At 31.2% G+C, this 12,804-nt stretch carries 12 protein-coding genes and 1 tRNA gene; 6 read left to right on the forward strand and 7 right to left on the reverse strand.

All coding sequences use genetic code 11. The features are described from left to right. Nucleotides 1-10: 10 nt before the first annotated feature. From CGEO_RS04955 to CGEO_RS04965, 3 genes are read left to right on the forward strand one after another with little or no spacing between them, the layout of a single operon-like run. Nucleotides 11-679, forward strand: a complete 669-nt coding sequence (locus tag CGEO_RS04955) for a response regulator transcription factor (protein WP_075540502.1) — start codon at nt 11-13, stop codon at nt 677-679. Continuing rightward, nucleotides 663-2,345, forward strand: a complete 1,683-nt coding sequence (locus CGEO_RS04960) for a sensor histidine kinase (protein WP_075494652.1) — start codon at nt 663-665, stop codon at nt 2,343-2,345. The genes CGEO_RS04955 and CGEO_RS04960 overlap by 17 nt, the downstream gene beginning before the upstream one ends. Continuing rightward, entirely contained in the window at nt 2,338-3,663 is a 1,326-nt protein-coding gene (locus tag CGEO_RS04965) for an FAD-binding protein (protein WP_075494651.1), read from the forward strand. The genes CGEO_RS04960 and CGEO_RS04965 overlap by 8 nt, the downstream gene beginning before the upstream one ends. A gap of 280 nt (nt 3,664-3,943) precedes the next feature. On the opposite strand, the gene CGEO_RS04970 is transcribed toward CGEO_RS04965, so the two are convergent. The 7 genes from CGEO_RS04970 to CGEO_RS05000 form a co-directional block, all read right to left on the reverse strand. Then, nucleotides 3,944-4,321 (reverse strand): hypothetical protein, encoded by a 378-nt coding sequence (locus CGEO_RS04970; RefSeq protein ID WP_075540501.1) that lies wholly within the window; start codon nt 4,319-4,321, stop codon nt 3,944-3,946. A 12-nt stretch (nt 4,322-4,333) separates the two neighbouring features. Then, nucleotides 4,334-5,476 (reverse strand): ankyrin repeat domain-containing protein, encoded by a 1,143-nt coding sequence (locus tag CGEO_RS04975; protein WP_172658092.1) that lies wholly within the window; start codon nt 5,474-5,476, stop codon nt 4,334-4,336. 869 nt (nt 5,477-6,345) lie between these two features. After that, complete coding sequence (locus tag CGEO_RS04980) at nt 6,346-6,960, reverse strand: hypothetical protein (protein WP_075540306.1); 615 nt, start codon at nt 6,958-6,960, stop codon at nt 6,346-6,348. A gap of 634 nt (nt 6,961-7,594) precedes the next feature. Further along, nucleotides 7,595-8,083: a SixA phosphatase family protein gene (locus tag CGEO_RS04985; protein WP_075494647.1), complete on the reverse strand. Its 489-nt coding sequence runs from the start codon at nt 8,081-8,083 to the stop codon at nt 7,595-7,597. 1 nt (nt 8,084) lies between these two features. Beyond that, nucleotides 8,085-8,882 (reverse strand): ferritin-like domain-containing protein, encoded by a 798-nt coding sequence (locus tag CGEO_RS04990; protein ID WP_075531656.1) that lies wholly within the window; start codon nt 8,880-8,882, stop codon nt 8,085-8,087. Beyond that, the gene (locus CGEO_RS04995; protein ID WP_075531655.1) at nt 8,879-9,442 is read right to left on the reverse strand and encodes a rhomboid family intramembrane serine protease; all 564 of its coding nucleotides are present in this window, start codon (nt 9,440-9,442) and stop codon (nt 8,879-8,881) included. The genes CGEO_RS04990 and CGEO_RS04995 overlap by 4 nt, the downstream gene beginning before the upstream one ends. Nucleotides 9,443-9,451: 9 nt before the next feature. Beyond that, nucleotides 9,452-10,105 (reverse strand): NlpC/P60 family protein, encoded by a 654-nt coding sequence (locus CGEO_RS05000; protein WP_082258984.1) that lies wholly within the window; start codon nt 10,103-10,105, stop codon nt 9,452-9,454. A gap of 139 nt (nt 10,106-10,244) precedes the next feature. Between CGEO_RS05000 and murA the strand changes: the two genes are divergently transcribed. The 3 genes from murA (at nt 10,245) to CGEO_RS05015 (ending at nt 12,800) form a co-directional block, all read left to right on the forward strand. Beyond that, a complete protein-coding gene (gene murA / locus CGEO_RS05005) occupies nt 10,245-11,513 on the forward strand; it encodes a UDP-N-acetylglucosamine 1-carboxyvinyltransferase (protein WP_075494644.1) in 1,269 nt (422 codons plus the stop codon). After that, nucleotides 11,510-12,685: a molybdopterin molybdotransferase MoeA gene (locus CGEO_RS05010; protein ID WP_075540307.1), complete on the forward strand. Its 1,176-nt coding sequence runs from the start codon at nt 11,510-11,512 to the stop codon at nt 12,683-12,685. The genes murA and CGEO_RS05010 overlap by 4 nt, the downstream gene beginning before the upstream one ends. Nucleotides 12,686-12,725: 40 nt before the next feature. Beyond that, a tRNA-Gly gene (locus CGEO_RS05015) sits at nt 12,726-12,800 on the forward strand. Nucleotides 12,801-12,804: the final 4 nt, after the last annotated feature.

Genomic DNA, 12,804 nt, shown 5'->3' on the forward strand with positions numbered 1-12,804 from the left:
AAGGCGTTTTATGGGGCTTGAAGAGCTAGATGTACTGTATGCTGAGGATGAGGAAGATGTAGCTTGCCATGTGATAGATGTTTTAGAGCTTTGCTTTAAAAATGTCTATCACGCAAAAGATGGGCTTGAGCTTTTAGAACTTTATGAAAAACACAAACCAGATATCTTGCTTCTTGATGTAAATATGCCCTGCCTTAGCGGCTTGGAGGCGCTAAAACGCATACGAGCGAGTGATTTAACGACCCCAGCTGTAATGCTAACTGCTAAAAACGAGCAAGAAACTCTGCTTTTAGCAGTTGAACAGTTTATCACCAAATACATCATCAAACCTTTCGATAAAGATACTTTAATGCAAGCTCTTAAGATTTGCGATACGCAAATTCAAAAGTCAAAATCTGTAAAAATATCATCAAATTTGACATTTTATCCGCAAAAATCTTGTATAGTAAATCAAGATGAGTCTATAAATTTATCTAAAAAAGAGCTGTTGATGTTAGAAATTTTAGTAAAAAATGGCTCAAATATAAGCTCATATCAAGAGATTATAAACTATGTTTATGATGGCGATGGGAGCGACAATGCTGTTAAAATTCTCATAAAAGATCTTAGAAAAAAGCTAGGAAGCCAAACTATAAAAAATATCTCTGGCATCGGATATAGGCTTGAAAAAGATTTATAAAGTGTTAGAAAAATTTACCAACCTCACACTTAGACAAAAAAACTTTGTTTTTATAGCATTTTTAATCAGCCTTTTGCTTTTGATTTTATATTTTGTTATCTCATCTGCGCATAAAGGCTATATTTTCCAAAGCCAAAAGGACTATGAAGTTACGCTTGATGGATTTTATGAAAACTATACTTCAAATTTAGCTAAATTTTACTCTGCTTTAAGTTTTGAAGGAATCGATGATGAGTTTTTAGCTCAAATTAAGTCAAAAAACACAAATTCCTTGCTTTATAAAATAAATAAAAGTTATAATAATATAAAATCAAATGATGAAAATCTCATAAAAATAGAGCTTTTTTTGGTAAAAGATAGTATTTTAGTAGAGCAAAAAAGTGTAAAATTTGTAAATTTCGCACAAACATCCCCTGCTCTTTCTAATATAAATTTTAGCAAACGAAGCTTTGTAGAGGTGGTAAAATACGGCGGCGAGTTAGCACATGTTATAAATATAGCAGTTTATGATAAACACGAGATTGTAGCTGTTTTAAGGTATTTTATAAGCTATGAAAAACTTGTTGTTTCTATATATAAATTTGATAAAACTATAGTTGAATTTAAACAAAACAAACAGTTAAATTCTACAAATTTTCCAGCTCAAACGCGAGTTTTAAAAGATGGGTTTGGTAATCCATTGTCTAAAGTTTGGTTTTATCATGATATAGAAAAAAGCATTAGCTCATATAATGAAACTATGAAAAACTATATCTATATAAGTGTAGTTTTGTTCGTTTTAACAGTGCTAATGGTTAATTTTATATTTACTTATCTTACCTCAAAGCTTGAAAAGAGTGAAGCAAAATTGCTTGTTTTAAACAAGAATTTAGCTAAAGAGGTAAAAATTCAAAGCGAAGCAAAATTTGAAATTCTAAAAAAATCTATGAAAGAAGCAAAAGAAAAAGAGCAGATGATGCTTCATCAAGCTCGCCTTGCAACTATAGGTGAAATGATAGCAAACATCGCCCATCAATGGCGTCAGCCACTAACTGCACTTGGAGCTATATTTATATATCTTGATATGTTTTTTGAAAAAAATGACTTAAAAAATGAAAAAATTTCTCAAAAAATTTCTTCTGCAAATTCACTACTTTCTTTTATGTCAAACACTATAGATGACTTTAGAAATTTTTATAAAACAAACAAAACTAAAGAGATATTTTTCTTAAGTGAAGTTATAAATCAAGCCATAGGAATCTTTTCTGGTTCTTTAAAAAACTACGCTATATCGTTAAAACTTGATATAAACGATAGTAAAATTTATGCTTTTAAAAACGAACTAGCACACGTTATAGTAAATTTGATATCAAATTCAAAAGATGCCTTTTTAGAAAAAGATATAAAAGATAGAACTATCATGATAAAAACATACATTATCTTAGATGAAATTCACTTAGAAATCATCGATAATGCTGGCGGGATAGATGAGTCTATACTTAGCAAGATTTTTGAGCCATACTTTAGCACAAAAGATAAAAAATTTGGCACAGGAATGGGGCTTTATATAAGTAAAATTATCGTTGAAAATAGCATAAATGGTAAAATTTTAGCAACAAATATCAAAAACGGTATGAAATTTGAGATAATTTTAAAAAATGGCTTACAAAAGGATGAAAATGTATGATGTCATCATCGTAGGAAGTGGCTTAGCTGGAATGTGCGTGGCAAATTTGCTAAGCGATACAGGCAAAAAAGTAGCCATTTTTGAAAAGCAAAACATGCTCTTTGGTAGCTCAAGATACAGCACGCTAAATTTAGCAACTTGCGAAAATAGCTTACAAAAAAGCCTTGGTATAAAAGATAACGCTACGACTTTTTTAGATGATATGTATGGATTTAGCGGTGGTTTTGGCGATAAAAAACTTCTTGGAATACTTGCGATAAACTCAAATTTAGCTCTAAAAACACTGCAAAGTTTTGGTTGTGAGTATAAAGATGAGATTTTTTTAAAAGACTATCACAGTGTTGCTAGGGTTTGTGAGCCAAAACATAGCGCAATAAAAAGCATTTTAAACCCACTTCATCAAAGAATTATAAATAAAGTTGATATTTTTTTAGAGCAAGAGATAGTTGATTTAGAAAAAAATGGCTCTAAAATAGATGCTGTAATTTTAAAAGATGACACTAAACTTAAAGCAAAAATAGTAGTTTTTGCTACTGGTGGATTTTCAAGAGATAAGGAATTTATACATTTGCAAAACCCGCTAGCAAGTTTTACAAAATCCCAAACTACCGCACAAAGCAATGCAAATTCTTTAAAAACTCTTTTAAAAGTTGGCGCTATACCGGTTCAAGTCGAACTAATGCGATATGCTTTTAATTTTGGGATTGAAATTTTACCTTATAGTCTTATTATCGATATAAACACAGGTCAAAGGCTTTGTGATGAGTCAAAAACTAGGCAAGAGTTGGCATATGAAATCCTGCATGCTGATAAGGTGTCAAAATTTGCCAAAGGCTCAATCGCACTTTTTGATGAATACGCCATAAAAACGCTTTTTTCAAAAGAGCTTTTGCAAAGCTATATAGATAAAAGTATGATAAAAATATTTAATAATACTTTTGATATCGCTGAGTTTTTTGGACTAGATAATAATAAATTTGATAGCCAAATCAAACTTTATAACAGCTATTTTGATAGCGGAATCGATACTAAATTTGGTAAAAATTTGCTAAATCCTGCATATAAAAAGCTAGAAAAAGCACCGTTTTATGCTCTAAATTTAGAAGTTTATCTAAACTATACTCAAGGTGGTGTGGCGATAAATGAGCATTCGCAAGTTATAAATATAAAAACTTTTCAACCGTTTTCTAATCTTTTTGTAGTTGGCGAGGCAAGTGGTGGAGTGCATGGAATGGGAAGATTAAATGGTTGCTCTAGCCTAGAATGCGTTGTTTTTGCTATGCAATGTGCTAAAAAAATCAAAGAAATTTTAGCTTAGAACTATTTTATTTTTGGTTATACGCGTTTAAATAAACTTATATTGATAAAATAAATTTATAAAAGCGTTTAATTTCACTTCAATGCTTGATGAATTTCATAATTATATGCAAAATTTATAAAAAATAAAAATTATTTTTTACATCTGTAACTATTTTATATTTTTTTTACCTTTTACATCTTTTTATATTATAATTTTACGTTATATTTAAGCAAAATATCAATGATTTTTAGCCTATAGTTGTGAAAATCTATCATCCAAAGTCTTATTAAAGTAGTTTTTAAGCATGAATTGACTTAATTTCTGATTTTTCTATGTGTAAATATAGTTTATCATTTCCATCATCTATACTAGAACCGCTTGTATCTACAAGAAAGCTATTAAAAAGAATTTGAGAAACAGTTAGGTCTATGATAGTAAATTTACCATCTATATAAATTCCAACTCTTTTTTTCTGCATATTAGCAAACTGCTTATCTGCTTCACTAGCATCTTTGACATTTTTATCGATAGTGTCTTCTATTGCGTTTTTAAACAAATCAGTTAATTCTTTTGCAAGTCCAACAGGGTCGTTGTAGTTGTTAACTATACCAGCTATGTTTGCACTGTATTTTTGAACTTTATCTTTTATATAGTTAGAACGACTAAAGTTTGACATATGGTACTCCTTTTAATCTATAAATTTCTTTTGATTTATTGTATTGATTTTATTATAAATCGTATCTGATTTATCTTTTAAAATCACCTTATTTGCTCTTATTACGTATACTATACTATCTGTTAATTTTCTTTTATTTTTATATTCCATATACTCTTTTATATCATTAAAAGTTCCGTTTTCATCAGAACACATATTTTTAGAAAGCTCTGCTCTTAAGCTAAAATAAATTTCTTTTGGCTTTTTATTCTCTAATCTGCTTTTATGCCATATATAATCATCATAACACTCATCATACGCCTCTTTTAGTTGCTCTTTTGTAGGTTGTCCAGGGACGTTGTATTTAAGCATAAGTTCTAGCATAGGTTCGTAGTTGGGGATGTTAGTTAACTCCTTATAGCAAAGTTCATCATAAATATTATTTTGTGTGCAATTTGGTATATACCCACTCTTTAGGGCAAGTTCTGCTATTTCCGTAAAACCATTCATGACTATATAAAAAAATGTATTATGAGGCGATTTTCCATCACTGATTTTTGATTTTCTTGAAGCATTAGCATCATAGAGTATATTGATATTATCATTATCTATGATTATCTTTTCTATCATGGGACTTTGAAGGTAAATTTGAACTACCTTAACATCTTCAAATTTAGCTCCATTATCAACTAAAAGCTTAGCTGTCTTAGTTGAGTTATGCTCTATAGCATAAGCTAGTGGGCTAAGTTTGTATTTATCTTTTTGATGGATATTCGCACCTAGTTTTATAAGCTCTTTGGTTGTGTTTATATCATCATAAAAGCTAGAATACATAAGTGGAGTTGTTCCATCTTCTATCTTCACATCTACACTTAGGTTATGCTCTTTTAGATAGCTTAAGACTTTGGTTGTATTTTTGTCCTTTAAGGCTGACCTTAGCGGTAAAAGAAGTGGGTCAATCCACTTAGTGTAATTGTTATCTATATCCCAGTAGGTAAACCCAAACTCATCAACCTCTTCTTGAGTTACATACTTACTAAGTCCTGGTATAGCAGAAACGTTTGTATCTGAAGTGATTGTGAAGTGAGAGGTTTGATTTAGTTTATACTCATTATATAGTAGCTTAGCTACTAAAAGTATTATTAATATGGCTAAGAATTTAAATACCTTTTTCAATTTTTTCCTTTTAGTAAATTTATATAATTTTTAATATTTATTTTTATCTATTTTAAAAACTTAAATTTGATGTATTGTTGTTTTAAATTTAAGTCTGCTAAATTTGCATATTTTGATTTATATAGAAATTTGCCTTGTAATTCTACATCAATGGAAGTTAAATGCTCTTTAAATTTATGTTATTTTAATGATGTTTTAATTTTAAATTAATTTTTAACGATAGTCATATAACCAATATACTTTTAAATATTATAACTAGTTCTTATATATTATTTATCATATATGACAAATAATAAAACCAATAGATAATTATTTATCTCTTCTTTGATTGCTTATACACTTTTTTTGTGCTTTTTATTAGTTTTTCAAATTTAATAAGAGTAAACAGATCAAAACAGTATCAACAGGAAATATGTTTAAGATAGCAAAAATATCCTTATCAAGCAGCTCAAACAGTATAAAACTGCAAAGAGCGAAAGAAGTAAAAGCGCGATGAGTTCTATACTATAAATATTACTTATAGATGGAGTTTTTATATTGCGAGTCTGTCTACGATTATTAAAAGAGATGTTTTGAAATTCAGAAAGAAAAAAATATTTTATATCAAAAACGATGTATAAAACTTGTAAAATTGATAAATTTAGCTATTTTGTCACAATGATAGTACATAAATATCATCATTAAAATTATTTAGATTTATAAAAATTATACTCAAATCAAAAAAGAAACAATGTTTAAATATATAAATAACTTATAGTTATAAATTTAAAAAGACCTGTAAATTTATAACTAAATCAAATAAATATCTAAATTTATATTGGCTTTTAAAATAAAAAAAGCGCCACTTATGACGCCTTTTAAATATAAAGTTATTTTATAAAGCTTAGAGTTGTTGAGTATTTTATGGATTTAAAGTCAATATCATCAAATTTATGCTCGCTCATCTCTTCATAACTTGCTTTTATGATATATCTACCATCCCATGGAGTATCTATGGTGGCAACTTTGTTTTTAATCTTGAAATTTTTGCTCCAGCCATTTGGCGCTATCACATTTAAAACGCCCTTTTCAAGCGGTTTTCCATCAAAATATAAATTAAAAGTATTTGAGTTTGGCTCTGTTGGAACGATGTCAAATTTGGTTAAATTTACACTCTGACTTCTTCCATCTCTAGCGAAAATCACGACTCTAAAGTCTTTTAAAAGCTTGGAATTTTTGTTGTAGTGTCTGATCTCTTCTATCGCGAAATCACCGTTGTTTGCTAGGTTAAATTCGATTTTATTCTCTTGTGTTTTTTTGCTTTTAAGAGCATCTTTTGGGTAAGTAATCTCTGCTTTTATGTTTTTAACGCCATCTTTATGTCCTGGAAAATGCCCAAAATATAGATTTGTTACATTCGCGTCTTTTTCTAGCCAAATTTCATGTGCGTTTGCCATCCCAAATATAGCTAAAATAGTTAGAAAACCAACAATTGCTTTTTTCATTTTTTCTCCTTGAAAATTAAGTTTTGATTCAGCATTTTAATTTGCTATAAAAGTTTGAAAACTCCTATATATGGTGCTAAATAAATCTGCTGGCGATATTTTAGCAAAATATTTATAAAATTGAAATTAATTATCAATTCTATTAAATACTATATTTTGATTTTACGATACTTTCGCGAAATTATTCAGATAGATATAAATTTTAAATAAAAGTAGCAATGGGTAAAATTACTATTAAAATCTTTAAAATTTTGCTAGCGTAGAAGTTGTATTTGGCGTTAGTTTTAAATAATAAATTTGCATAACCTTGCAATATGCTTTTTTAGAAATCTCTAGCCTTAAAGCTTAAAAATCTTTGAAAAAATTGCACAACTTTTAATATAACAAATTCTGTTTTTCTTTTTACACTTTTTGCGAAAATTTTTAGGTAAATTTAGCCATTTTAAGCGACTTTGCCCTTTGTTTTTAGGTTTTAAACTTCAAGTAAAACAAAATTTATACATATAAAAATATATTATATTTAAATTTTATAGAATTTTATAAATATAACTTTCAATATTAACGTTTATTATAAGCTAAATTTATAAAATTTTATCAAAAAGGCTTTTAGACTAGTTTATAGTCAAATTTTAAACTACAATTCTATCTTTTTAGGATACTCAAACATCAAAACGCGCCCCATATGCTCTTTAATCTGGCTAAATTCCTCCACATCAAACTCAATACCAAAAATCCCACAAGTCGGGATATGCCCGATAGCAGAGTCGCTTAAAATCTCGCAAATTTCAGTTATAGTTGGATTATGTCCTATGACAAAAACGCTCTCATTTTCATCATCTAAGTCTTTTATAAAGCCAAAAAGTCCACCACTTGTCATAAGATAAAGCTCATCAAGTTCTACGAGATTGTTTTTAAAGCCAAGCTCTTTTGATATTATCTTAGCTGTGCTAAGCGCTCTTTTGGCTGCACTTGTGTAGATAATGTCGGGTAAAATTTTTTGTTTTTTTAGTAATTTTGCTGCTAAAAGTGCGTCGGTTTTCCCGCGTTCGCTAAGCTTTCTTACAAAGTCGCTCTCGCCCTCTTTTTTGGCTTTTGCATGTCGTATAAAATAAATTTTTTTCATATTATTTTCCTATATTTTGCAAATTTCTTATCTCATCTTTGCTAAATCCAGCCTCAAGCCTAGCTTCGACATTTAACTCGCGTTTTATGCTAGTGAAATTTGGATAATGCTTGATGATTATATCTAAAAACAAACTCTCATCTACTTTAGCCGCCTTGCAAGCGAATTTATACCATCTATCGCCCTTTTGGACATGCGAAATTTCTTCTTTTAAGATGATATTTAGCAAATTTGTTAAATTTGTTTTGTTTTTGTCATTTTTGATTTTGTTAAGCATAAAAAAGTTTGCATCAAGCCCATTTGCCTCCATATACCTATGAAGCACAGCCATTCTTTCTACTAGCGAGTTTTGCGTCTTTTTCATAGCAAAAAACAGCCCATCATGCACCGCAAAATCTCCATATTTATAGCCTGTTTTTTCCAGCTCTTCTAAAATCTTTTTAAAGTGTCTTATCTCATCTTTTGCAACTTCTAGCCAGTCTTTATAGTAATCAAATGGCAAATTTACAAACCGATAACAATCATCTAGTGCGATATCGATGGCGCTATACTCGATGTGAGCGATAGAGTGTAAAAAACTTGCCTCTTTTTGTGCTCCTTTATACGAGGGCAAATCTTTTGCCGGCAGTATCTTGCAAATCTTAGCAAAGCTTGGAACTTCAAGTGGTTTAGGAGTAAAATTTGGCTCAAACTCAAACTTTTTTTCTAAAAAATCGTTATAAAGTTTATCAAATTTAGCCTCTTTTTTAGCAAAATCAGACTCATCTAAAACATCTTTAACTAGCAAATAAAAACTCATCTATAGCTAACCTTTCCATAAACATACCCAACAGCAAATCCAAAAAGATGCGCATACCAAGCGACATTTACGCCCATTAAAAGTGGTGCAAAACTCATAAGCAAAATCGCCACAAAAAGCCCTTGTCTAACTCTAGGATCAAGAAAAGCCAAAAGCCCTAAAAGCACAGATATAGCGCCACTTGCTCCGACTAAATTTATATTTATCCCCTGCTCTAATCTATAGTATGTATAGCTTAGGCTTAAAATCGAGGTTAAAACGCCACCGATTAGATAAACAAGCCCAAATTTAGTGCTTCCTAAAAACCGCTCCAAAATAGAGCCGAATTGATACAAAACCGCCATATTCATAGCTAAGTGCATAAACGAACCGTGCAAAAACATCGTAGTAACCACTTGCCAGTAAAATCCTTTAAAAAAGAGAGAATTTAGCCCAAAATATGCATCAAAAATCTCTTTGTTTAGAAAAAATTCACTCACAAAATAAATGAGCGAATTTACAACTATTAAAAACAGAGTAACTGGTAAAACTCTGCTTTGCGATGAAAAAAATCTATACAAAACTCTATCCTATCTAATCTTGCCATAACCGACAAATTTGTTTGATGTGAGACAACTTTTATTTAAACATCTTAAAATATAGCTGTTTTCTATCTTTTTGCCGCTTATGTGTGTATTTTTCTTACTTAAATTCATATAATCAACCCTATTTTTACCACGAGTATTATGCACGAAGCTAACTCTTCCATTTTCATAAATATCTCTTATAACTCCAACATGGGTTATGATTTGAGTTTTTTTATTTTTTGTATTGCGAGTCGTATTTGCAAAAAATATCAAATCCCCAATTTCAGGCATTTCAAAACTAATCTTACCTCTTGATTTATAAAGATTATACATCGCATTTGACTTGCCGCCACCTTTTGTAAAATGCTTGTTTAAATCGTCATTATTAAAGTAAATTTGGTTATTTGTATTATTAAGAAACGATACAAAGCCCGAGCAATCTCCTCCTGTTCGTTTGCCAGTGTGTTTATCCATAAGTAAAACTAAATTATCTACATTTTTATCATAGATAAATTGCGCTAATTCTTCGTAAGCTTGCTCGTTTTGCTCTTTTAAAATTTGCTCTTGATTTGAGGTTAAAATACTATTTTTTAGTGAACATCCACTTATAAATAAAAGCGCAAAAATGGCTATAGATAGTAATTTTATGATTTTCATATCGTTCCTAAAAATTTTATAACTCAACATTCTAGCAAATTTTTTCTAAATTTACTTTTTTTGATATTGTGCAAAATAGTTACATTTTATAAGCAAAATTTGAGTATAATTATCCCTTATTTGAAATTTAGGACTTTTTATGCAATATTTAAAAATCGAAGGTGAAGCAAAACTAAGTGGCGAAGTTAAAATAAGTGGCGCTAAAAACGCAGCCCTACCGCTCATCGCTTTGACAATTCTTTCAAAACACAGCGTTAAAATCACAAATTTACCAGATGTAACAGATATAAAAACTTTAATAACTCTTCTTTCAAATTTAGGCGCAAAGACTGAGCTTTTAAACGCTCACGAAGCCCAAATCGATACAAATTCAATAAATTCAACCAAAGCAAACTACGATATAGTTAGAAAAATGCGAGCTTCAATTTTAGTTCTTGGACCTCTTTTATCTCGTTATGGGCATTGTGAAGTCTCGCTGCCTGGAGGTTGTGCTATAGGGGCTAGACCGATTGATTTGCATTTAAATGCGCTTGAAAAAATGGGTGCTAAAATCGAGATAAAACAAGGATATGTTGTTGTAACTGCTCCAAAAGGCGGGCTAAAGGGCGCAAATATTAGCTTTGATAAGATAACAGTAACTGGAACTGAAAACATCGTCATGGCAGCAGCCTTGGCAAATGGGACTACAAGATTGCTAAATGCTGCAAAAGAGCCTGAAGTTACTGCTCTTTGTGAGATTATAAATGCAAGTGGTGTTAAAATCGAAGGTATTGGCACAGATGAACTGATAATTCATGGAAGTGGCGGAAAGCTGCTTGAGCTTGAGCATATACAAGTCATCCCCGATAGAATCGAGGCTGGGACTTATCTATGTGCTGGAGCGATAACAAATTCAAAGATTACTATAACAAATTGCGAACCAAAACATCTTGGCTCTGTTTTGGCTAAATTTGAAGATATGGGCTTTGGTTTTGATATAAACGAAGATAAAATCACCATAAAACCAGCTAAACAAATCAAAGCCGTCGAGATAATCACAACTGAATACCCCGGCTTTCCAACCGATATGCAAGCACAGTTTATGGCTGTAGCGTGCGTGGCAAAAGGCACAAGCGTAATCGATGAGAGGCTTTTTGAAAACCGCTTTATGCACGTTAGTGAGCTTTTGCGAATGGGCGCAGAAATCAAGCTAAACGGACATATCGCAACAGTTACTGGAGCGAATTTAACGGGCGCTGATGTTATGGCAACGGATTTAAGAGCAAGTTCGGCTCTTGTTTTGGCTGCTCTTGTGGCAAAAGGTCAAACAAGTGTGCATAGAATTTATCATCTTGATAGAGGTTATGAGAATTTAGAGGGCAAGCTTACCTCTCTTGGCGCAAAAATTCAAAGGCTAGATGAGAAATGATACAAAGTAGCTTAGAACTGATATTTCAAAATGTAAATGAGCTTAAAAAAAGTAAAAAAGTTAGTCTAAATGGTGCGATAAATCAAATTTTAGCAAGAGATATTTTTGCTGTGAAAAATTTGCCATCTTTTGATAACTCTGCGCTTGATGGATATGCGTTTAACTACGATTTTGTGAATAAACCGCTTAAGATAGTTGGAACTATTTTTGCTGGAGATAAGAGCGTTTATGAGCTTAGCCAAAACTGTGCTTATCGCATAATGACTGGCGCTATGATGCCAAAAGCAAGCGATACAGTCGTGGAGTTTGAAAAAGCCGTAGTGGAAAATGATATGCTTTTTGTAGATAAAAGTATCAAAAAACACAACGCTTATAGATACGCTGGCGAAGAGGTTAAAGCTGGAGAAATGCTTCTTAGAAAAGGCGAAGTTTTAACTCCAGATAAAATCATGCTTTTAGCAAGTCAAGGCATAGATGAAGTTAAAGTTTTTACTAAGCCAAAAGTGGCTGTTTTTTCAAGTGGAGATGAGATAGTAGAGCCTTGGCAAAAGGCAAGCCAAAGCGAAATTTATAATGCTAACTCAAGTGCTATCGAAGCGATTTTAAAAGATGCAAAATTTGAGTGCGAGTATAAAGGCATCATAAAAGATAGCTTCACAGACACGCTAAATGCGATAAGTTCAGCCTCAAACTATGATGTTATAATCACTTCTGGCGGAGCTAGCAAAGGCGATGCGGATTTTATGGCAGAAGCCTTAAAAGAGCTTGGATATAAAGCGGTAATCGACTCTATAAACGTCCGTCCAGGAAAACCAACAAAGTGTTATAAACTAGATGAAAAGCTTGTCTTTATACTACCTGGAAATCCGATGGCTGCGTTTTTGATATGCTTTTTAGTAGTTTTGCCAACGCTAAAAAAAATCTCTTCACAAAAAGAGTTAAATTTCACTAAAATCATGGCTAAATTTAGCGGAAATATTAAATTTAAAGATGGTCGTTCAAATTTAGTTTTAGGAATTTATAAAGATGGTAAATTTAGCACTATAAATAACAACAAATTTGGTTCAGGTATGATAACGCCACTCGTTAAAGCAAACTCAATCTATATCTCAAAAGTCGGCGAAAGCGGACTTAGCGATAATGATGATATAGAAATTATCCCATTATATTGACAAAGGAAGGTGTTTATGCTACAATTCTCATCTTTTTTATGCGGGAATAGCTCAGTGGTAGAGCACAACCTTGCCAAGGTTGGGGTCGCGAGTTCGAACCTCGTTTCCCGCTCCATACT

Origin of the sequence: Campylobacter geochelonis, from assembly GCF_013201685.1 — a bacterium.
GTDB lineage: Bacteria > Campylobacterota > Campylobacteria > Campylobacterales > Campylobacteraceae > Campylobacter_B > Campylobacter_B geochelonis.